The 21,069-nt window shown below is 62.6% G+C and carries 16 protein-coding genes; 14 read left to right on the plus strand and 2 right to left on the minus strand.

The window, feature by feature from the left end; translation table 11 throughout:
* Positions 1-162 precede the first annotated feature (162 nt).
* Positions 163-3,441, minus strand: coding sequence for an EAL domain-containing protein (locus tag LOY70_RS10330; protein ID WP_265036028.1), 3,279 nt, complete (start codon positions 3,439-3,441; stop codon positions 163-165).
* Between the two features lie 67 nt (positions 3,442-3,508).
* Positions 3,509-4,399, minus strand: a complete 891-nt coding sequence (locus tag LOY70_RS10335; protein ID WP_265036030.1) for a LysR family transcriptional regulator — start codon at positions 4,397-4,399, stop codon at positions 3,509-3,511.
* A 157-nt stretch (positions 4,400-4,556) separates the two neighbouring features.
* Between LOY70_RS10335 and leuC the strand changes: the two genes are divergently transcribed.
* The 14 genes from leuC to purF all read left to right on the plus strand — a co-directional run bounded on the left by leuC (position 4,557) and on the right by purF (position 21,027).
* Entirely contained in the window at positions 4,557-5,975 is a 1,419-nt protein-coding gene (leuC, locus tag LOY70_RS10340; protein WP_003203866.1) for a 3-isopropylmalate dehydratase large subunit, read from the plus strand.
* Between the two features lie 11 nt (positions 5,976-5,986).
* Positions 5,987-6,631, plus strand: coding sequence for a 3-isopropylmalate dehydratase small subunit (gene leuD / locus LOY70_RS10345; RefSeq protein ID WP_123414416.1), 645 nt, complete (start codon positions 5,987-5,989; stop codon positions 6,629-6,631).
* Between the two features lie 146 nt (positions 6,632-6,777).
* Positions 6,778-7,542 carry a class I SAM-dependent methyltransferase gene (locus LOY70_RS10350; protein WP_265036040.1) on the plus strand — a complete coding sequence of 255 codons (765 nt, stop codon included), beginning with the start codon at positions 6,778-6,780 and terminating at the stop codon, positions 7,540-7,542.
* A gap of 62 nt (positions 7,543-7,604) precedes the next feature.
* The gene (gene leuB, locus LOY70_RS10355; RefSeq protein ID WP_060741441.1) at positions 7,605-8,687 is read left to right on the plus strand and encodes a 3-isopropylmalate dehydrogenase; all 1,083 of its coding nucleotides are present in this window, start codon (positions 7,605-7,607) and stop codon (positions 8,685-8,687) included.
* A gap of 54 nt (positions 8,688-8,741) precedes the next feature.
* Positions 8,742-9,854: an aspartate-semialdehyde dehydrogenase gene (gene asd, locus LOY70_RS10360; protein ID WP_025212819.1), complete on the plus strand. Its 1,113-nt coding sequence runs from the start codon at positions 8,742-8,744 to the stop codon at positions 9,852-9,854.
* 252 nt (positions 9,855-10,106) lie between these two features.
* On the plus strand, positions 10,107-11,117 hold the full coding sequence (locus LOY70_RS10365) for an aspartate-semialdehyde dehydrogenase (RefSeq protein WP_265036044.1): 1,011 nt from the start codon (positions 10,107-10,109) through the stop codon (positions 11,115-11,117).
* Between the two features lie 197 nt (positions 11,118-11,314).
* Entirely contained in the window at positions 11,315-13,900 is a 2,586-nt protein-coding gene (locus tag LOY70_RS10370; RefSeq protein WP_265036046.1) for a FimV/HubP family polar landmark protein, read from the plus strand.
* 278 nt (positions 13,901-14,178) lie between these two features.
* Positions 14,179-15,003: a tRNA pseudouridine(38-40) synthase TruA gene (gene truA / locus LOY70_RS10375; protein ID WP_123342947.1), complete on the plus strand. Its 825-nt coding sequence runs from the start codon at positions 14,179-14,181 to the stop codon at positions 15,001-15,003.
* A gap of 62 nt (positions 15,004-15,065) precedes the next feature.
* Entirely contained in the window at positions 15,066-15,698 is a 633-nt protein-coding gene (locus LOY70_RS10380; RefSeq protein WP_265036048.1) for a phosphoribosylanthranilate isomerase, read from the plus strand.
* 255 nt (positions 15,699-15,953) lie between these two features.
* On the plus strand, positions 15,954-16,874 hold the full coding sequence (gene accD, locus LOY70_RS10385; protein ID WP_123414410.1) for an acetyl-CoA carboxylase, carboxyltransferase subunit beta: 921 nt from the start codon (positions 15,954-15,956) through the stop codon (positions 16,872-16,874).
* Positions 16,871-18,178: a bifunctional tetrahydrofolate synthase/dihydrofolate synthase gene (folC, locus tag LOY70_RS10390; RefSeq protein ID WP_265036050.1), complete on the plus strand. Its 1,308-nt coding sequence runs from the start codon at positions 16,871-16,873 to the stop codon at positions 18,176-18,178. The genes accD and folC overlap by 4 nt, the downstream gene beginning before the upstream one ends.
* On the plus strand, positions 18,162-18,830 hold the full coding sequence (locus LOY70_RS10395; RefSeq protein ID WP_265036052.1) for an SPOR domain-containing protein: 669 nt from the start codon (positions 18,162-18,164) through the stop codon (positions 18,828-18,830). Before folC ends, LOY70_RS10395 begins: the two co-directional genes overlap by 17 nt.
* A gap of 89 nt (positions 18,831-18,919) precedes the next feature.
* Entirely contained in the window at positions 18,920-19,480 is a 561-nt protein-coding gene (locus LOY70_RS10400; RefSeq protein ID WP_025212827.1) for a CvpA family protein, read from the plus strand.
* A gap of 41 nt (positions 19,481-19,521) precedes the next feature.
* Positions 19,522-21,027: an amidophosphoribosyltransferase gene (gene purF, locus LOY70_RS10405; protein WP_025212828.1), complete on the plus strand. Its 1,506-nt coding sequence runs from the start codon at positions 19,522-19,524 to the stop codon at positions 21,025-21,027.
* Positions 21,028-21,069: the final 42 nt, after the last annotated feature.

Here is a 21,069-nt window from a genome sequence, read left to right on the forward strand (position 1 = left end):
AATGACAGTGTGAGGATTCCATTGTGGCGAGGGGATTTATCCCCGCTGGGCTGCGAAGCGGCCCCAAAACCAGCCGCCTCGGTATGTCAGGCGGGTCAGTGTCGTTCAATTTCTTTGGGGCTGCTGCGCAGCCCAACGGGGATAAATCCCCTCGCCACAAAGTTACGGCAACAACCGCTCAAACGCCTCCAGCGGCAACGGCCGGCTATGCAAATAACCTTGGTACAAATGGCAATCAAGCCCCTGCAGGAATTGCAATTGCTCCAGGGTCTCCACGCCTTCGGCAATCATTTCCAGGTTGAGACTGCGGGCCATGGCGACGATGGCGCGGATGATTTCAGCGTCGTTGGGGTCGCTGGTGGCGTCGCGCACGAATGACTGGTCGATTTTCAGCGTGTCCACCGGCAGGCGCTTGAGGTAAGTCAGCGACGAGTAGCCGGTGCCAAAGTCGTCCATGGCGAAGCTCACCCCCAATTTCTTGAGCCGGCGCATCTTGGCGATGGTGTCGTCCAGGTTCTGGATCACGATGCCTTCGGTGATTTCCAGCTTCAGCATGGAGCAGGGCAAGCCGTGGGTGGCGAGGCAGGTTTCAATGCGTTCGACGAAGTCGCTCTGGCGGAACTGCCTCGGGCTAATGTTCACGCACAGGCTGAATTGCTGCGGATCGACCTTGCCCCTGGCGATCAGTTGCTTGAAGCCGTCGCAGGCTTCATCGAGGATCCAGGTCCCGACTTCCAGGATCAGGCCGCTGTCCTCCAGCACTTTGATGAATTCGGCGGGCGACTGGGCGCCCAGGTCTGGGTGATGCCAGCGTACCAGGGCTTCGGCACCGATGATGCGGTTGTCCCGAGCGTCGACCTGAGGCTGGAAATGCAAACTGAATTCGCCGCGTGCCAGGGCCTGGCGCAGGTCGGTTTCCATGCGCAGTCGTTCGCTGGCGGCTTTTTGCATGGTGGCGTGGAACATCTGCGAGGTGTTGCGGCCCGAATCCTTGGCGCGGTACAGCGCGATGTCGGCGCGCTTGAGCAGGTCGGTCGGGGTAGAACCGTGGTCGGGAATCAGCGCCATGCCGATGCTCGGCGTGACTTGCAGGCGCTGGCCATCGAGGAACATCGGCTCCGAGAGCAAATCGCGCAAGGTATCGGCCAGGTTCTGCACTTGCTCGCTGACAGCTGCGCGGCTGCCTTCCAGACCGCTGAGCAAGACCACGAATTCGTCGCCGCCCAGCCGCGCCACGGTGTCTTCCAGGCGCACGCTGGCTTCAAGGCGCGCGGTGATGATTTTCAGCACGGTGTCGCCCACCGGATGACCGAGGGAGTCGTTGATGTGCTTGAAGTGGTCCAGGTCGAGAAACAGCAGCGCGCCACGCAGGTTGTGGCGCTTGAGCAGGGCGATTTGCTGGCTCAGCCGGTCCATCAGCAACGCCCGGTTGGGCAGGTTGGTCAGCGAGTCGTGATAGGCCAGGTGGCGTATCTGTGCTTCAGCGTTGCGCAGCAGGCTCACGTCCCGGGCCGTCAGCAACAGGCAGGCCGTTTCGTTGAGCGTGATGGGCTCCACCGAGACCTCTACGGTAAGCAATTCCCCCCGTTTGTTGCGCCCGAGCATTTCCATGTGGTGCACGCGGCCCTTGAGCTGCAGTTCAGCCAGCAACGTCGCGCGCTGTTTTTCTTCGGCCCAGATTCCGACTTCGTAGACCGTGTGCCCGATCACTTCGTCGGCGCGGTAGCCGGTCAGGCGGCAGAAGCCGTCGTTGACTTCGAGGTAGCGGCCGCTGTCGCATTCGGTAATGGTGATGGCGTCGGGGCTGGAGTGAAACGCCTTGGCGAATTTCTCCTCGCTGGCCTTGAGGGCCGCTTCGGAACGTTGTTGTTGGGTGATGTCCCGCAAGGTGGTGACGATGCACGGCTGGTTGCTAACGTTGATTTGTCGGCTGGAGATCACGCAGGTCAGTGGCTGGCCGTTTTTATGATGGACGACGATGGCGACGTTGTTCAGGGATTGCTCGCGGATCACTCGTTCGATGCGTTGCAGGCTGCTGCCCGAAGCATCCCAGAGCCCGATTTCGTCGGCGCTGAGGCCGATCACATCGCTCGCTGCCCAGCCGAAGGTCTGGGTGAAACTGGAGTTGATTTCGAGGAACCGGCCGCTGTCCTGATGAGTGACGCAGATCGGGTCGGGGCTGACCTGGAACAGCGTGGCGAATTTCTCCTCCGATGCCGCCAGGCTCTGCTCGCGCTCGACCTGATCGGTGATGTCCAGCAAGGTGCCGGCCATGCGCAAGGGGCTGCCGTCGTCATTGCGATAGAGGCGGGCGCGGCTTTCCAGGTAACGGGAGCTGCCGTCCGGCAGTTGCACGCGGTAGGTCAGTTGATAGTTGCCCGCCGGCCCTTCCCGCAGGCTGCGGTAGGCGTTACGCATGTTATTGCGCTCTTCGGTGGGCACGCCGTCAAAAAACGCATCGAAGGATTCGTGGAATGGCTTGGGTTCCAGGCCATGGAGTTGCGCGGCCCGCGCCGAGCCATAGAGCATGCCGCTGGGAATGTGCCAATCCCAGGTACCCAGCTGCGCCGAGTCAAGCGCCAGGTCCAGGCGTTCCTGGCTGTCCTTGAGGGCCTGTTCGGCCAGTTTGCGCTCGGTGGTGTCGAGGAAAGTGCTCAACAGATAGGGCTGGCCCTCGAGCTCGACTTTTTGGGCGCTGAGAATACCGTTATGGACCTGGCCGTTGCTGGCTCGAAACTCCACCTCCATGCTCACCAGTTCGCCCTTGGCTTTCGTCGCCTCCACTAGTTTTGCCCGTTGCCCGGGGTCGACCCACAGCCCCAGCTCCAGGGTGGTACGGCCAATCACGTCGTGTACCGGCCAACCAAACAGGCTTTCGAAATACTGGTTGGCCTCGCTGATCAAGCCGTCTTCCTGACGGGTCAGCAAGACCATGTTGGGGCAGAGGTGAAAGAGCGTGGCAAAGCGTTTTTCCGAGCTGCGCAGGGCCTGTTCCCGCTCGCGTTGATGGGTGATCTCGCGGATCACCCCGATCATTCGGGGACGGCCACGCTTGTCGGGCAGCACGCTGCCACTGATTTCCAGCCAGTGCAGGCTGCCGTCAGGCCAGACGATGCGGTGGTGCATTGCCTGTTCCAGTGGCACGCCGGCCACCGCCGCGTGAAAGGCCCGCATGGCTTTGGCCCGGTCTTCGGGCAATAACAGGTCCAGGTAGTCCACGTCGGCCGGTAATGGCTGGCGCGGATCGAAGCCGAACAACGCCTGGGTGCCCCGGGACCAGCTGATCTGCCCGGTATCGATGTCCCACGACCAGGCCCCCAACCGTGCGCCGTTCAGCGCGGCCAGCAACTGCGGTGCGCTGTCCCAGCTTTGCTCGGACCGTTTTGGGTCGAGCGCCTGGATGCGCGGCAGGGGCGGGAGGTGGTCAGCGGGTTTGGGCATTATCTAGCGAGCCTTGGCAGATTGGGCGTTGGGCACAGGTGTTGCGGCTCTATAGGAGTAGCACAACCTATGCCTTTGTCCTTGGCAGATCGATTTGTGCGTCCAGTAAGGCCATGAAAGCCCGTGCGGCATTCGACAGCGTCCGTTCGGTGTGCAAGATATAGCCTAGCTGGCGACTGAGCTGTATGCCCGGCAAAGGAATGCGTGCCACCTGATCATCGAGCATGGTGCGCGGCAGGACGCTCCAGGCCAGGCCGATGGAAACCATCATTTTTATGGTTTCCAGGTAATTCGTGCTCATGGCGATGTTGGGCGTCAGGCCCTGGGCCTCGAACAAACGTCGGACGATGTGGTGGGTAAAGGTGTTGCCGCCCGGGAAAACCGCTGGATGCAAGGCAATGTCCGCCAGGTTGACACCACCGTTGTCCAGCAGCGCATGTTCCGGGGCCACCACGAAGTCCAGGGGGTCGTCCCACACCGGCGTGGCGCGCACCAGCGTGTGGGGCTCGGGGGCGAGGGTGATGACGGCCAGCTCCGCCCGGCCATGGAGGATTTCTTCGTAGGCCACTTCCGAATCCAGGAACTGAATATCCAGCGCCACTTGGGGGTAGCGTCGGGTGAACTCCCTCAATAAAGGAGGCAGGCGGTGCAGGCCGATGTGGTGGCTGGTGGCGAGCGTCAGGCGGCCGGTCACTTCGCCGGTCAGGTTGGTCAGGGCGCGGCGGGTGTCGTCCAACACGTTGAGGATTTGGTAGGCCCGTGGCAGCAGGGCGCGGCCGGCCTCGGTCAAGCTCACTTCACGGCCCAGGCGATCGAACAGGCGCACCTTGAGTTGTTGCTCCAGGCCCGCAATGCGCTTGCTGATGGCCGGCTGGGTCAGGTGCAGGCGTTCGCCGGCGCCGGAGAAACTGCCAGTCTCGGCGATGGCAATAAAGGCATTGAGGTTGGCGAGGTCCATGGTGGTTCCGGTCGAATTCCAGTTGGTTATGCAAAGTATGAAAAATATGAATTTGAGTTATTTAATGTAACCCCATAGGATCAGCCTCACAAGCCAAGGGGTTATTGATTCGCTCAGGACCCGGGGCATAGAAACAAGCTGATGAGGAAACCGTCTGATGGCCGGCAAAACGCTCTACGACAAGCTCTGGGATTCGCATTTGGTCAAGCAGCGCGACGATGGCTCGGCGCTGATCTACATCGATCGTCACATCATCCACGAAGTGACTTCGCCGCAAGCCTTCGAAGGCCTGCGCCTGGCCGGGCGCAAGCCATGGCGCATCGATGCCAACATCGCGACCCCGGACCACAACGTACCGACCACCCCGGAGCGCAAGGGCGGCATCGAAGCCATTGCCGACCAGGTCTCGCGTTTGCAGGTCCAGACCCTCGACGATAACTGTGACGAATACGGCATCGTTGAATTCAAGATGAACGATGTACGCCAAGGCATCGTCCACGTCATCGGCCCGGAGCAGGGCGCGACCTTGCCGGGCATGACCGTGGTCTGCGGCGACTCCCACACCTCGACCCACGGTGCCTTCGGCGCCTTGGCCCACGGTATTGGCACCTCCGAGGTCGAGCACGTGCTCGCCACCCAGTGCCTGGTCGCCAAGAAAATGAAAAACATGCTGGTGCGCGTCGAAGGCAAGTTGCCGTTCGGCGTGACCGCCAAGGACATCGTCCTGGCCGTGATCGGCAAGATCGGCACCGCTGGCGGTAACGGCCATGCCATCGAGTTCGCCGGCAGCGCGATCCGCGACTTGTCCGTCGAAGGCCGCATGACCATCTGCAACATGTCCATCGAAGCCGGTGCCCGCGTGGGCCTGGTGGCCGCCGATGAAAAGACCGTGGAATACGTCAAGGGCCGTCCGTTCTCGCCCAAGGGCGCGGAATGGGACATGGCGGTCGAGGCCTGGAAAGACCTGGTCTCCGATGCCGATGCCAAGTTCGACACGGTGGTCGAGCTCGACGCGACGCAGATCAAGCCGCAAGTCAGCTGGGGCACTTCCCCGGAAATGGTCTTGGCCGTGGACCAGAACGTACCGGATCCGGCCAAGGAAATGGACCTGGTCAAGCGCGACTCCATCGTCCGTGCCTTGAAGTACATGGGCTTGAGCGCCAACCAGGCGATCACTGACATCCAGCTCGATCGTGTGTTCATCGGCTCCTGCACCAACTCGCGGATCGAAGACCTGCGCGCCGCTGCGGTAATCGCCAAGGGCCGCAAGGTGGCCTCGACCATCAAGCAGGCCATCGTGGTGCCGGGCTCGGGCCTGGTGAAGGCCCAGGCCGAAGCGGAAGGGCTGGACAAGATTTTCCTCGAGGCCGGTTTCGAATGGCGCGAGCCAGGGTGCTCGATGTGCCTGGCGATGAACCCGGACCGTTTGGAGTCGGGCGAGCATTGCGCCTCCACCTCCAACCGTAACTTCGAAGGCCGTCAGGGCGCCGGTGGCCGTACGCACCTGGTGAGCCCGGCCATGGCCGCGGCGGCGGCTGTCAACGGCCGTTTCGTCGACGTCCGCGAATTGATCTGAAGGAGCGCAGCATGAAAGCTTTTACCCAGCACACTGGTCTTGTCGCGCCTTTGGATCGTGCCAACGTTGACACCGACCAGATCATTCCCAAGCAGTTCTTGAAGTCCATCAAGCGCACCGGCTTCGGCCCGAACTTGTTCGATGAGTGGCGCTACCTGGATGTCGGCCAGCCGTACCAGGACAACTCCAAGCGCCCGTTGAACAAGGATTTCGTGCTCAACGCCGAGCGTTACCAGGGCGCCAGCGTGTTGCTGGCCCGGGAGAACTTCGGCTGCGGTTCGAGCCGCGAGCACGCGCCATGGGCGTTGGAAGAGTACGGTTTTCGCAGCATCATCGCGCCGAGCTACGCCGACATCTTCTTCAACAACAGCTTCAAGAACGGTTTGCTGCCGATCATCCTCAGCGATGCTGACGTGGATGAGCTGTTCCAGCAGGTCGAGGCCAACCCTGGCTATCAACTGCAGATCGACCTGGCCGCCCAGACCGTGACCCGCCCCGACGGCAAGGTGCTGAAGTTCGAGATCGATGCGTTTCGCAAGCACTGCCTGCTCAACGGCCTGGATGACATCGGCTTGACTCTGCAGGACGGCGAGGCGATTGCCGCGTTCGAGGCCAAGCACCGGGCGAGCCAGCCTTGGTTGTTTCGCGATGCTTGATTGATTCGAGATTGAGGTAGGCAGTACCGGCCTCATCGCGAGCAAGCTCGCTCCCACATTGGATTTGCGGTGTTAACAATCCCCTGTGAGAGCGAGCTTGCTCGCGATGGGGACAGCCCAGGCGATACAAACTTCAAGGACATCCCATGACCAGCACCGCCCACAGTCAAGTAGTACAAAAGCAATTCGGTGAACAGGCTTCGGCCTATCTGAGCAGTGCCGTGCACGCCCAGGGCACCGAGTTCGCGCTGCTACAGGCTGAGCTGGCAGGTCATGGCGATGCCCGGGTGCTGGACCTGGGGTGCGGCGCCGGGCACGTGAGTTTCCATGTCGCGCCATTGGCCGGTGAAGTGGTGGCCTATGACTTGTCCCAGCAGATGCTCGACGTCGTGACCGCGGCGGCAGTGGAGCGGGGCCTGGACAACATCGCCACGGTGCGGGGCGCCGCCGAGCGCCTGCCGTTTGCCGACGCTGAGTTCGACTTCGTGTTCAGCCGTTATTCGGCGCATCATTGGAGCGACCTGGGCCTGGCCTTGCGGGAAGTGCGCCGGGTGCTCAAGCCGGGCGGGGTGGTGGCGCTCATTGATGTCCTGTCGCCTGGCGCGCCCTTGCTGGACACGTACCTGCAAAGCGTCGAAGTGCTGCGTGACACCAGCCATGTGCGCGATTATTCCGCCGGTGAATGGTTGCGCCAGGTCAGCGAAGCGGGACTGCATACCCGCAGCACCTCGCGCCAGCGCCTGCGCCTGGAATACCGTTCCTGGGTCGAGCGCATGCGCACCCCCGAGGTGATGCGGGCGGCGATTCTCGAGCTGCAGCGCTCGATGGGCGACGAAGTGCGTGAATATTTTGAGATTGAGGCCGATGGTTCGTTCAGTACAGATGTACTGGTGCTGTGGGCCGAGCGATAGCATTTTTCCCGGCCAGTCGGGTACAAAGCCCGGGACGGGCCGATAAAGCAAACGAGGAAAGCATGAGCAAGCAGATTCTGATTCTCCCAGGCGACGGCATTGGCCCGGAAATCATGGCCGAAGCGGTCAAGGTCCTGGAATTGGCCAACGACAAGTACGGCCTGGGCTTTGAGCTCAGCCACGACGTGATCGGCGGCGCGGCCATCGACAAGCATGGCGTGCCCCTGGCCGATGAAACCCTGGACCGTGCCCGCGCAGCCGATGCCGTGCTGCTGGGTGCCGTGGGCGGCCCGAAATGGGACAAGATCGAACGCGACATCCGCCCCGAGCGCGGCCTGCTGAAGATTCGTGCTCAACTGGGCCTGTTCGGCAACCTGCGTCCGGCGATTCTCTACCCGCAACTGGCCGATGCTTCGAGCCTGAAGCCGGAAATCGTCTCGGGCCTGGACATCCTCATCGTCCGTGAGCTGACCGGCGGTATCTACTTCGGCGCCCCACGTGGCACCCGTGAGTTGGATAATGGCGAGCGTCAGGCCTACGACACCTTGCCGTACAGCGAAAGCGAAATCCGCCGTATCGCCCGGGTCGGTTTCGACATGGCGCGCGTACGCGGCAAAAAGTTGTGCTCGGTGGACAAGGCCAACGTGCTGGCTTCCAGCCAACTGTGGCGTGAAGTGGTCGAGCAGGTGGCCAAGGATTACCCGGACATCGAGCTGAGCCACATGTACGTCGACAACGCCGCCATGCAACTGGTGCGCGCGCCGAAGCAGTTCGATGTGATCGTCACCGACAACATGTTCGGCGACATCCTGTCCGACGAAGCGTCGATGCTTACCGGTTCCATCGGCATGCTGCCGTCGGCCTCCCTGGACGCCAACAACAAGGGCATGTACGAGCCGTGCCACGGTTCGGCGCCGGACATCGCCGGGCAGGGCATCGCCAACCCATTGGCGACCATCCTGTCGGTGTCGATGATGTTGCGCTACAGCTTCAACTTGAACGATGCCGCCGACGCGATCGAAAAAGCCGTCAGCGTGGTCCTGGACCAAGGCTTGCGCACCGGTGATATCTGGTCGCAAGGTTGTACCAAAGTCGGTACGCAGCAAATGGGCGATGCAGTAGTCGCCGCGCTGCGGAATCTGTAATCTTTCCGGCCCACCGCTTCGACGGTGGCCCACTTTTGTATAGGTGTAGTTGCGATGAAACGTGTAGGTCTGATCGGTTGGCGCGGCATGGTCGGTTCCGTGCTCATGCAGCGAATGCTGGAAGAGCAGGATTTCGATCTCATTGAGCCGGTGTTTTTCACCACGTCCAACGTGGGTGGCCAAGGCCCGTCCGTGGGCAAGGACACCGGTGCGCTCAAGGATGCCTATAGCATTGACGAGCTCAAGACCCTCGACGTGATCCTGACCTGCCAGGGCGGCGACTACACCAGCGAAGTCTTCCCCAAGCTGCGTGAAGCCGGCTGGCAGGGTTACTGGATCGACGCTGCTTCCAGCCTGCGCATGCAGGATGATGCGGTGATCGTCCTCGACCCGGTGAATCGCAAGGTCATCGACCAGCAGCTGGACGCGGGTACCAAGAACTACATCGGTGGCAACTGCACCGTCAGCCTGATGCTGATGGGCCTGGGCGGCCTGTTCGAAGCGGGTCTGGTGGAGTGGATGAGCGCCATGACCTATCAGGCGGCTTCCGGTGCCGGCGCGCAGAACATGCGCGAGCTGATCAAGCAGATGGGCGCGACCCACGCCGCCGTCGCCGATGACCTGGCCAACCCGGCCAGCGCCATCCTGGACATCGACCGCAAGGTCGCCGAGGCGATGCGCAGCGATGCGTACCCGACCGAGAACTTCGGCGTGCCGCTAGCCGGCAGCCTGATTCCGTGGATCGACAAGGAACTGCCCAACGGCCAGAGCCGTGAAGAGTGGAAGGCGCAGGCCGAAACCAACAAGATCCTCGGTCGCTTCAAGAGCCCGATCCCGGTGGACGGCATCTGCGTGCGCATCGGCGCCATGCGCTGCCACAGCCAGGCGTTGACCATCAAGCTGAACAAAGATGTGCCAATCGCCGACATCGAAGGGCTGATCAGCCAGCACAACCCTTGGGTCAAGCTGGTGCCGAACAACCGCGACATCAGCATGCAGGAGCTGAGCCCGACCAAGGTCACCGGCACCCTGAACGTGCCGGTGGGGCGTTTGCGCAAGCTGAACATGGGCTCGCAATTCGTCGGTGCCTTTACCGTCGGCGACCAACTGCTGTGGGGCGCGGCTGAACCGCTGCGTCGCATGCTGCGGATTTTGCTCGAGCGTTGATCGATTGCTGCTGTGAAAGAACCCGTGCCTTGTGAGAGGCGCGGGTTTTTTATTGGGCGAGTTGTGTGTCGGGGTTGGCCTCATCGCGAGCAAGCTCGCTTCCACATGGGATCTTCAGTGACCGCAAAACCTGTGGGAGCGAGCTTGCTCGCGATGGGGCCAGCCCAGGCACTGCAAGTCCCCCCAGCCAATTGCCTGCATACCCGCCACCCGGTAAAGTGCCGCTCCCCACGTTTTACCTGAGGTAGACCCATGAGCCAGTCCTTTGATATTGCCGTGATCGGCGCCACCGGTACTGTCGGCGAAACCCTCGTCCAGATTCTCGAAGAGCGGGACTTCCCGGTGGGCAACCTGCACCTGCTGGCCAGCAGCGAATCGGCAGGCAGTTCGGTGATGTTTCGCGGCAAAAACGTGCGGGTGCGTGAGGTCGATGAGTTCGACTTCAGCAAAGTCCAACTGGTGTTCTTCGCCGCCGGCCCGGCGGTGACCCTGAGTTTTGCGCCACGGGCCACGGCTGCCGGTTGCGCGCTGATCGACCTGTCCGGTGCCTTGCCGCCGGAACAGGCGCCGCAGATCGTGCCCGAAGCCAATGCCCAGGTGCTGGTCGGACTGGGCAAACCCTTTCAGGTCAGCAGTCCGAGCTCGTCGGCCACCATACTGGCGGTCGCCCTGGCACCGCTGCGCGACGACCTGGAGTTACAGCGCATCAGCGTGACCGCCAGCCTCGCTGTATCCGCCCAGGGCCGTGTCGCTGTGAGCGAACTGGCGCGCCAGACCGCGGAGCTGCTTAACGCCCGCCCCGTGGAGCCGACGTTCTTTGACCGGCAGATGGCGTTCAACCTGCTGGCCCAGGTCGGTGCCCCGGACGAACAGGGTCATACGCCACTGGAAAAGCGTCTGGTCCGTGAGTTGCGCCAGGTGCTGAATCAACCTTTATTAAAGATTTCCGTCACTTGCATTCAAGCCCCGGTGTTTTTCGGCGATAGCTTTAGCGTGACTGTGCAGTCTGCCAACGCCATCGACCTGGCGAAGGTCAACGCGGCCCTGGAAGCGGCGCCCGGTATCGAGCTGGTGGAAGCGGGCGATTACCCGACGCCGGTGGGCGATGCGGTGGGGCAGGATGTGGTGTATGTCGGTCGTGTACGCGGTGGCATCGACGATCCGGCGGAACTAAATATGTGGCTGACGTCAGATAACGTGCGCAAGGGCACGGCGCTCAATGCAGTGCAGGTGGCTGAGTTGTTGATAAAAGACCTGCTGTAAAAGATACTTGGCAACAATTTGTCGAATCATTCTAGCTGGGCGCTATGCTTGGCCAGAGCGTTGAAGGCGAACATCCCTCCGGGGCATGAATGAAACGATCGCGCGCGCCGTCGCTTCGGGGCTGCGCGCAATGCCTTACGGCAGCGGCATCAACACCTTCTCGCTGGCCGAGGAATGTTCAAACAAAGGAAGAGGCTATGGTTCAAGTTCGCAAACTGGTGTTAGCAATAGCGGCCGCCTCGGCGCTGTCCTCCGGTATGGCGCAAGCGCTCGGACTCGGGGAATTGACCCTCAAGTCGCCGCCGAACCAGCCTCTGGTCGCCGAGATCGAGTTGCTCGATGTCCAGCAACTGACTGCCGCCGAAGTCGTACCGAGCCTGGCCTCGCCCGATGACTTCGCCAAGGCTGGGGTCGACCGCAAGGCTTTCCTCAACGATCTGGCCTTTACCCCGGTGATCAACGCCAATGGCAAAAGCGTCCTGCGGGTGACCTCCAGTCAGCCGCTGTCTGAACCGATGGTCAAATTCCTGGTGCAGGTGATGTGGCCCAACGGCCGTCTGCTGCGCGACTACAGCGTGTTGCTCGATCCGTCCAAATTCTCGCCGCAGGCTGCTGAGGCGGCGCGGGCGAAGCCGACCCAGGTTGTGTCCACACCGGTTACCGGGGCCACCAAGCCCTCCCAGTACACCACCACGCCGCGCGATACCCTGTGGGAAATCGCGGCCAAGGTGCGCAACGGCGGGTCGGTCCAGCAAACCATGCTGGCGATCCAGGCGTTGAACCCCAAAGCCTTTATCAATGGCAATATCAACCTGCTCAAGACCGGCCAGGTGCTGCGCCTGCCAGACCCTGTGCAAAGCACCGCGCTGCCGCAACCCCAGGCCATCGCCGAAGTGGCTGCGCAGAATGCCGCCTGGCGCCAGGGGCGTCCGGGCGTGGCGCGCAATGGGCAGCAGCAGTTGGACGCGACCAAGCGTGGTCGCGGTGAAGGTGCGCCGGCGCAGGCCGCCGGTCGCGATAATTTGAGCCTGGTGTCGGCCGAATCTGCGAAAGCGGGTGGCAAGGGCAAAGGCGCTGCCGGCGACGCCCAGGCCCTGAGCAACAAGCTCGCGGTCACCCAGGAAAGCCTCGACTCGGCTCGCCGGGACAACGAAGAACTGAAAAGCCGCATGGCCGATCTGCAAAGCCAGCTGGACAAGCTGCAGCGCCTGATCGAGCTGAAGAACAATCAACTGGCCAAGATGCAGGCCGACGGCAGCGCTGTCCCGCCTGCCGGTGAAGCGCCCCCGGCGATGTCCGCAGAGTTGACCCCTGGGCCAGCGGTGCAAACCCCGGCGACGGTTCCGGCCCCTGCGCCTGAAGCGTCCCCTGAGGCAACGCCGCCAGTTGCACCGGTCGAACCGACACCTGCTTCCGACACGCAAAAGTACAACGACCTGCTGACCAACCCGATCCTGCTGGGATTGATTGGCGGCGGCGCACTGGTCCTGCTGTTGCTGCTGTTGTTGCTCGCCCGCCGTCGCAAGGCCCAGCAAGAAGCGGAGAAACACTTGCGCATGGCCCGAGCCCTCGAGGAGGAGGCCGACTTCTCCCCGGAGCTCGATCTGCCCCCGAGCAGCTTCGAGGGCATTGATGTTCCACCGCCAAGCGTAAAGCTCGAGCCAACACCGGCCCCTAAACCCATGCCCAAGCCGGCCCCGTTGGTCGCACCAGTGATCGTCACGCCGCCTATCGCGGCGCCATTGGTGGCGCCGGCCGCCGAGCGCTCCGACGATGTGCTGCCCCAGGCCCAGTCCCATATCGACCGCGGTCGCTTGAACCAGGCGGCGGATCTGCTTGAGCAAGGCATCAAGGCCGAGCCTCAGCGCAGCGACTTGCGCCTCAAGCTGATGGAAGTCTACGGCCAGCAGGGCGACCGCGACGCCTTCGTCGCCCAGGAGCGTCAGCTGGTGGCCAATGGCGAAAACTACGCCCAGGTCGAACAGCTCAAGAGCCGTTTCCCGGCCATGGTGGTCGCCGCCACTGCCGGGCTGGCCGCTGCGGCCGTGGCTGCGGAGCTGGACGCGCAGTACGTCAAGGACCTGCTGGAAGACAAGGTGCCGACCGATGAGGAACTGGACAGCGCCTTCGACCTGAGCCTGGATGATATGGAGGCCACGCCCGTCGCGCCGGCCCCCGAGCCTGTCGCCGAGCTGGACGCGTTCCCGGAAGATGACGACCTGAGTTTCGAGTCGGTGCTCAAGCAACAGACCGAAGCCAACGAAAGCCTGGACGACCTGTCAGAGTTTGACCTGGACCTGGGCGCCGATGCCCCGATGCCGGCCCTCGATGACGAAGACTTCCTGCTGGACCTGGGCGACGACCTCAAGGGCTTGGACTTGCCTGAGGCCGACACGCCAGCCTTGGCTGACACGCCGGCCGACGACCTCGAACTGCCGGCGGATTTCGACCTGTCCCTGGCCGATGAAATGGATGCCCAGGACAAGCCAAAAGATGCTTTCGAGTCCGAGCTGGATGACGTCAACGCGGAACTCGATCGCCTGTCTGACGACCTGAGCCTGCCGACCTTCACCGCCGATGACGCCCTGGTCGGCGCTGAAGACGAGCCGGACTTCGATTTCCTCAGCGGCACCGACGAAGTGGCGACCAAGCTCGATCTGGCCCAGGCCTACATCGACATGGGCGACAGCGACGGCGCCCGGGATATCCTCGGCGAAGTCCTCAGCGAAGGCGACGCTACGCAGAAGAGCGAAGCGCAGGAAATGCTGGCGCGCCTGGTCTGAGAGGATCGGGTGAACAAAAGCGGCAGCCGATGAGGCTGCCGTTTTTGTTTGGGGCGGAAATTTGAGGGGGCTTTGCGGGCGCCATCGCGAGCAAGCTCGCTCCCACAAGGGGCTGACAAATAAATGTGGAAGCGAGCTTGCTCGCGATGGCGTCTGCCCATTCCCCCCAGGATCAACGGTTGCGCTGGCATCCCACCCCGGCCGCCTTATAATGCCCGCCTTTGCGTACCTCAGCAGGCTGTAATTCCTTGGCAAACATAGACAACCCGGCTGCCGAAATGGCGGCCGAAGGCTTTTTCCGGATCGCCCTGGGCGTTGAATACAAGGGCTCGCGCTATCGTGGCTGGCAGCGGCAGGCTTCCGGTGTACTGACGGTGCAGGAAACCCTTGAAAACGCCCTGTCCAAAGTCGCCGATTCGCCCGTGTCGCTGCATTGCGCCGGCCGTACCGATGCCGGTGTGCACGCCTGCGGCCAAGTGGTGCATTTCGACACCCAGGTCGAGCGTTCGATGAAAGCTTGGGTGATGGGTGCCAACATCAACTTGCCTCATGACGTCAGTGTCAGTTGGGCCAAGTCGATGCCCGCGCATTTCCATGCCCGCTTCAAAGCCATCGCCCGGCGTTATCGCTATGTGATTTACAACGATCAGATCCGCCCGGCGCACCTGAACGAAGAAATCACCTGGAACCACCGTCCGCTGGACGTCGAGCGCATGGCCGAGGCCGCGCAATACCTGGTCGGCGTCCATGATTTCAGCGCCTTCCGCGCCGGTCAGTGCCAAGCCAAGTCGCCCATCAAGGAGCTGCACCACCTGCGCGTGACCCGGCACGGCAAAATGATCGTGCTCGACATCCGCGCCAGCGCGTTCCTGCACCACATGGTGCGCAACATCGCCGGCGTGCTGATGACCATCGGCGCGGGCGAGCGGCCGGTGGAATGGATCAAGGAAGTGCTCGAAAGCCGTATCCGCCGTTCCGGTGGCGTGACGGCGCATCCGTTTGGCTTGTATCTGGTGCAGGTCGAATATCACGACGAATTCGAGCTGCCGCAGCGGTATATCGGGCCGCATTTCCTCACGGGCTTCTCGGAACTCGACGGCTGACGCCCTGCGTAGCATTTGCTACCATCCGGGACTTTCACGGATTTGCCTGAGGTTTTAACGACATGCCGGTCGTTCGCAGCAAGATTTGCGGGATCACCCGCGTCGAGGACGCGTTGGCGGCGGTCGAGGCCGGGGCCGATGCCATCGGGTTGGTGTTTTATGCCAAGAGCCCACGAGCGGTGACGGTGCAGCAGGCGAGGGCGATTATCCAGGCCTTGCCGCCGTTCGTGACCCCCGTGGGCCTGTTCGTCAATGCCAGTCGTTGCGAGTTGGGCGAGATCCTCGATGCGGTGCCACTGGCGCTGTTGCAGTTTCACGGCGACGAGACGCCGGCCGATTGTGAAGGCTGGCATCGTCCGTACATCAAGGCGTTGCGGGTCAAGGCCGGGGATGACATTGCGGCCAGCTGCGAAACCTATGCCAGTGCCAGCGGTATTTTGCTGGACACATACGTAGAGGGTGTTCCTGGAGGCACCGGTGAAGCGTTCGACTGGTCGTTGGTGCCGCAAGGCCTGGGCAAACCGATTATCCTCGCCGGTGGCTTGACGGCGGAAAACGTGGCCGAGGCCATTCGCCAGGTGCGCCCTTACGCAGTGGACGTGAGCGGCGGGGTGGAGCAGAGCAAAGGCATCAAGGATCCAGCAAGGATTCGTGCATTCATGGCCGCTGTACGCAGCAGCCAGTTGTCGATGTGACGGCTGGCAGACTGCCGCCGTCCATACCAGCACTGTACAAAGCAGGCAGGCGCCGCCTCCGGGTGGGCCGATAGCGAAGTGGTAACCGCGCTGCAGCGGTTGCCGGGATGGCAGAGGAAGGTTGGGCTGCACGCAGGTCACGTTTCGCACTGACCGTGGCGGCCCTTCGACTCGCCGCACAATGAATTTAGCTCAAGGGCATACGCGGGGCCGCGAACCACAGTGTTCGGGCCGCCGGTACTGGAGAAAGAAAGCATGAGCAACTGGTTGGTAGACAAACTGATCCCTTCGATCATGCGTTCCGAGGTGAAGAAAAGCTCGGTGCCTGAAGGTCTGTGGCACAAATGTCCATCCTGCGAAGCGGTGCTGTACCGCCCCGAGCTGGAAAAGACCCTGGACGTTTGCCCCAAGTGCAACCACCACATGCGCATCGGCGCGCGTGCCCGTATCGACATTTTCCTGGATGCCGAAGGCCGTGTTGAATTGGGCGCCGACCTGGAGCCCGTGGACCGTCTGAAATTCCGCGACGGCAAGAAATACAAGGACCGCCTGACCGCGGCCCAGAAGCAGACCGGCGAAAAAGATGCCCTGGTGTCCATGAGCGGCACCTTGCTGGGTATGCCGGTGGTGGTCTCGGCCTTCGAATTCTCCTTCATGGGCGGTTCCATGGGCGCCATCGTCGGTGAGCGCTTTGTTCGTGCCGCCAACCATGCCCTGGAAAACCGTTGCCCGATGATCTGCTTCGCCGCTTCCGGCGGTGCGCGGATGCAGGAAGCGCTGATCTCCCTGATGCAAATGGCCAAGACCTCCGCGGTGCTGGCGCGTCTGCGTGAAGAAGGCATTCCGTTCATCTCGGTACTGACCGACCCGGTCTACGGCGGCGTTTCCGCCAGCCTGGCGATGCTGGGTGATGTGATTGTCGGCGAACCGAAGGCCCTGATCGGCTTTGCCGGCCCGCGCGTGATCGAGCAGACCGTGCGGGAAAAACTGCCGGAAGGCTTCCAGCGCAGTGAGTTCCTGCTGGAGCACGGCGCCATCGACATGATCATTCATCGCCAGGAGCTGCGTCCGCGTCTGGGTAACCTGCTGGCTCAACTGATGGGCCTGCCGACGCCGAAATTCGTCGCCGCACCGATCGAGCCGATCGTGGTTCCACCGGCGCCTGCTGGCCTATGATCCAACGTACCCTGGGCGACTGGCTTGCCTACCTCGAGCAGTTGCATCCGTCGGCCATCGACATGGGGCTGGAGCGCTCGCAAGCGGTAGCGTCCCGCATGGGACTGGTCAAGCCGGCGCCCCGGGTCATTACCGTCACCGGCACCAACGGCAAGGGTTCTACCTGTGCCTTCGTGGCCTCGCTGCTGCGGGCCCAGGGGCTGCGTGTCGGTGTGTACAGTTCGCCGCACCTGCTGCGCTACAACGAGCGGGTGCAAGTCAACGGCGTCGAAGCCACTGACGCCGAGCTGTGCGAAGCCTTTGCCGCGGTGGAAGCCGGGCGGGGCGAGACGTCCCTCACTTATTTCGAAATGGGCACCCTGGCGGCGTTCTGGCTGTTCGCCCGCAGTGGCCTGGATGCCGTTGTGCTGGAAGTCGGCCTGGGCGGGCGGCTCGATACGGTCAACCTGGTGGATGCGGACATCGCACTGGTCACCAGTATCGGCGTGGATCATGCCGATTACCTGGGTGACACCCGCGAATCCGTGGCTTTCGAGAAGGCCGGTATCTTTCGCCAGGGCGCGCCTGCGCTTTGTGGCGATCTCAATCCCCCTCAGCCGTTGCTGGACAAGGTCCGCGAACTGAGCTGCCCGTTCTTCCTGCGCGGTCGGGACTTCGATCTGGCGATGACCGAGCAGCATTGGCAATGGCGCGGCAGTGACGCCCAGGGCAACCCGGTGGAGCTGCACGATCTGCCGCTGCTGGACCTGCCGATGGAAAACGCCGCACTGGCGCTCCAGGCCTACCTGTTGCTGGGTTTGCCGTGGGCGGCTGGGGAAATTGTCGACGCCTTGCAAGCGACCCGCGTTGTCGGGCGCCTGGATCGGCGGCAGTTCGATTGGCAGGGCAAGCGCCTGAACCTGCTGCTGGATGTCGGCCACAACCCCCATGCGGCGCATTACCTGGCCGAGCGCCTGGCGCGGCGCCCGGTTGCGGGGCGGCGCCTGGCGGTGTTCGGGCTATTGTCCGACAAGGATCTGGATGGCGTAGTCGACGCGTTGGGTGCTAGTGTCCAGCAATGGGCGGTGACGCCGCTGGATTCGCCGCGCTCGCGGCCGGCGGCCGAGCTGCAGGCAGCCTTGCAGCAGCGCGGTGCTTCGGTGCAAGCCTACGACAGCGTGGCCGCCGCGCTGGAAGGGCAGTGTGCCCTGGCGACGGCCGAAGACGAGATTCTGCTGTTCGGATCATTTTTTTGTGTTGCCGAGGCCCTTCAATGGTTGGCCCGGCACGCCACGGAGGAAGCTGCAGATGGCATTGCTGGATAAAGCGTACAAGCAGCGCATGGTAGGGGCCTTGGTATTGGTGGCCCTGGCCGTGATTTTCCTGCCGATGCTGTTTTCCCGCCAGGACGAGCAGCGCCAGGTCACGGTCGATGCGCCCGCCGCTCCCCAGGCACCGTCCGTGCCGCCTGTGCAGGTCGAGCCCGTGGCAGTGCCCGAGCCGCAGGCGCTGCCCCAGGAGCCTGTCCCGAGCGATGAGGAGCTGGCCGAACAACCGGCGCCTTCGATGCCCATTGCACCGACGCCTGCAACGCCTGCGCCTGTCGCACCGAGCAAGCCGCCTGTTGCGCCAACCCCGGTCCCTGCCGCTCCGGCGGTCAAGCCGCCGCCAAGCCAGCCGATTACCGCCGCAACGACCAAGCCGGACACTACGCAAAGCCGCGTGGATGCCAACGGCCTGTCGGTCAGTTGGTCGGTGCAATTGGCCAGCCTGACCAGTCGCGAAAGTGCTGAAAGCCTGCAGAAAACCCTGCGCAGCCAGGGCTACAACGCCTACATCCGCTCCGCCGATGGCAAGAATCGCGTGTTTGTCGGTCCGTTGATCGAGCGTGCCGAGGCCGATCGCCTGCGCGACCTGCTCAGCCGTCAGCAAAACCTCAAGGGCTTCGTGGTGCGCTTCCAGCCGGAGCGCGGCTGACAGCGATTCAGCTGATTTGAATCGTGCAGCTTACCGACAGCTCTGCGCTCTGCTAAAATGCGCCGCCTTATCCGTCTGTAGGCTGCACCGTGCCATTTACCTGGGTTGACTGGGCGATCGTTGCGATCGTCGCCATCTCCGCATTGATCAGCCTGAGCCGCGGCTTCGTCAAGGAAGCCCTCTCGCTGCTGACCTGGATTATCGCGGGGGTCGTAGCCTGGTTGTTTGGTGGTTCGCTGTCCCAGTACCTCGCCGGATACATCGAAACGCCTTCGGCTCGCGTGATCGCGGGCTGTGCCATCTTGTTTATCGCCACCTTGCTGGTCGGCGCAATGATCAATTATCTGATCGGCGAACTGATTCGCGTCACCGGGCTTTCCGGGACGGACCGGTTCCTGGGCATGGCCTTCGGCGCGGCGCGTGGCGCGTTGCTGGTGGTCGTGGCCGTCGGGCTCCTGAGCCTGGGGCCGGTGCAACAGGATACGTGGTGGCAGGAGTCTCGGCTCGTGCCACAATTTCTATTGGTCGCAGACTGGTCCAAAAACCTGATCCTGGGTTGGAGCAGTCAGTGGCTTGCCAGCGGTATCAGCGTACCCGCTGAAATACCGTTCAAGGAACACCTCTTGCCGACGGCCAAAACGCCGCAGTGAGTGTTGTTCAGTTCAGATCCATTAAGTAGGGGTTGCGTCGCATGTGTGGCATCGTCGGTATCGTCGGTAAGTCGAACGTCAATCAGGCGCTGTATGACGCGCTAACCGTGCTCCAGCACCGCGGCCAGGACGCTGCCGGTATCGTGACCAGCCATGACGGCCGGTTATTCCTGCGCAAGGACAACGGCCTGGTGCGTGACGTGTTCCACCAGCGTCACATGCAGCGCTTGGTCGGCCACATGGGCATTGGCCACGTGCGCTATCCGACCGCGGGCAGCTCGACCTCGGCTGAAGCCCAGCCGTTCTATGTCAACTCGCCGTACGGCATCACCCTGGCGCACAACGGCAACTTGACCAACGTCGAGCAGCTGGCCAAGGAGATCTACGAATCGGACCTGCGCCACGTCAACACCAATTCCGACTCGGAAGTGATGCTCAACGTGTTCGCCCATGAGCTGGCCCAGCGCGGCAAGTTGCAGCCGACCGAAGAAGACGTGTTCGCCGCTGTGACCGACGTGCATAACCGTTGCGTCGGCGGCTACGCGGTGGTGGCGATGATCACCGGCTACGGTATCGTCGGTTTCCGCGACCCGCACGGCATCCGCCCGATCGTGTTCGGCCAGCGTCACACCGACGAAGGCGTCGAGTACATGATCGCCTCCGAAAGCGTGTCCCTGGACGTACTGGGCTTCACCCTGATTCGCGACCTGGCCCCGGGCGAAGCGGTCTACATCACTGAAGACGGCAAGCTGTACACCCGTCAGTGCGCGACCAACCCGTCCTTGACCCCGTGCATCTTCGAACACGTCTACCTGGCGCGTCCGGATTCGATCATCGACGGCGTCTCGGTCTACAAGGCCCGCCTGCGCATGGGCGAGAAGCTGGCAGACAAGATCCTGCGCGAGCGTCCGGATCACGACATCGACGTGGTCATCCCGATCCCGGACACCAGCCGTACTTCGGCCCTGGAGCTGGCGAACCACCTGGGCGTCAAGTTCCGCGAAGGCTTCGTGAAGAACCGCTACATTGGCCGTACCTTCATCATGCCCGGCCAGGCTGCGCGGAAAAAATCCGTACGCCAGAAGCTCAACGCCATCGAGCTGGAGTTCCGCGGCAAGAACGTGATGCTGGTGGATGACTCCATCGTGCGCGGCACCACCTGCAAGCAGATCATCCAGATGGCCCGCGAAGCCGGTGCCAAGAACGTATATTTCTGCTCTGCGGCCCCGGCCGTGCGCTACCCGAACGTCTACGGCATCGACATGCCGAGTGCCCATGAGCTGATCGCTCATAACCGCACCACCCAGGAAGTGGCTGACCTGATCGGTGCCGACTGGTTGATCTACCAGGACCTGCCGGACCTGATCGAAGCGGTCGGTGGCGGCAAGATCAAGATCGAGCAGTTCGACTGCGCGGTGTTCGACGGCAAGTACGTCACCGGCGACATCGACGAGGCCTACCTGAACAAGATCGAGAACGCTCGTAACGATGCGTCCAAGGCCAAGACTCAGGCGGTCAGTGCGATCATCGATCTGTACAACAACTGATTGACGAACCGGCCCTGAGGGGCCGGTTTGCGTTTAAATCGA

Source organism: Pseudomonas sp. B21-054 (genome assembly GCF_026016345.1).
Classification (GTDB): domain Bacteria; phylum Pseudomonadota; class Gammaproteobacteria; order Pseudomonadales; family Pseudomonadaceae; genus Aquipseudomonas.

Excerpts from the sequence above, each read along its gene's own strand:
- LOY70_RS10330 (WP_265036028.1), bottom strand. The coding sequence starts at position 3,441 with ATGCCCAAACCCGCTGACCACCTCCCGCCCCTGCCGCGCATCCAGGCG.
- LOY70_RS10335 (WP_265036030.1), bottom strand. The coding sequence starts at position 4,399 with ATGGACCTCGCCAACCTCAATGCCTTTATTGCCATCGCCGAGACTGGC.
- leuC (WP_003203866.1), top strand. The coding sequence starts at position 4,557 with ATGGCCGGCAAAACGCTCTACGACAAGCTCTGGGATTCGCATTTGGTC.
- leuD (WP_123414416.1), top strand. The coding sequence starts at position 5,987 with ATGAAAGCTTTTACCCAGCACACTGGTCTTGTCGCGCCTTTGGATCGT.
- LOY70_RS10350 (WP_265036040.1), top strand. The coding sequence starts at position 6,778 with ATGACCAGCACCGCCCACAGTCAAGTAGTACAAAAGCAATTCGGTGAA.
- leuB (WP_060741441.1), top strand. The coding sequence starts at position 7,605 with ATGAGCAAGCAGATTCTGATTCTCCCAGGCGACGGCATTGGCCCGGAA.
- asd (WP_025212819.1), top strand. The coding sequence starts at position 8,742 with ATGAAACGTGTAGGTCTGATCGGTTGGCGCGGCATGGTCGGTTCCGTG.
- LOY70_RS10365 (WP_265036044.1), top strand. The coding sequence starts at position 10,107 with ATGAGCCAGTCCTTTGATATTGCCGTGATCGGCGCCACCGGTACTGTC.
- LOY70_RS10370 (WP_265036046.1), top strand. The coding sequence starts at position 11,315 with ATGGTTCAAGTTCGCAAACTGGTGTTAGCAATAGCGGCCGCCTCGGCG.
- truA (WP_123342947.1), top strand. The coding sequence starts at position 14,179 with ATGGCGGCCGAAGGCTTTTTCCGGATCGCCCTGGGCGTTGAATACAAG.
- LOY70_RS10380 (WP_265036048.1), top strand. The coding sequence starts at position 15,066 with ATGCCGGTCGTTCGCAGCAAGATTTGCGGGATCACCCGCGTCGAGGAC.
- accD (WP_123414410.1), top strand. The coding sequence starts at position 15,954 with ATGAGCAACTGGTTGGTAGACAAACTGATCCCTTCGATCATGCGTTCC.
- folC (WP_265036050.1), top strand. The coding sequence starts at position 16,871 with ATGATCCAACGTACCCTGGGCGACTGGCTTGCCTACCTCGAGCAGTTG.
- LOY70_RS10395 (WP_265036052.1), top strand. The coding sequence starts at position 18,162 with ATGGCATTGCTGGATAAAGCGTACAAGCAGCGCATGGTAGGGGCCTTG.
- purF (WP_025212828.1), top strand. The coding sequence starts at position 19,522 with ATGTGTGGCATCGTCGGTATCGTCGGTAAGTCGAACGTCAATCAGGCG.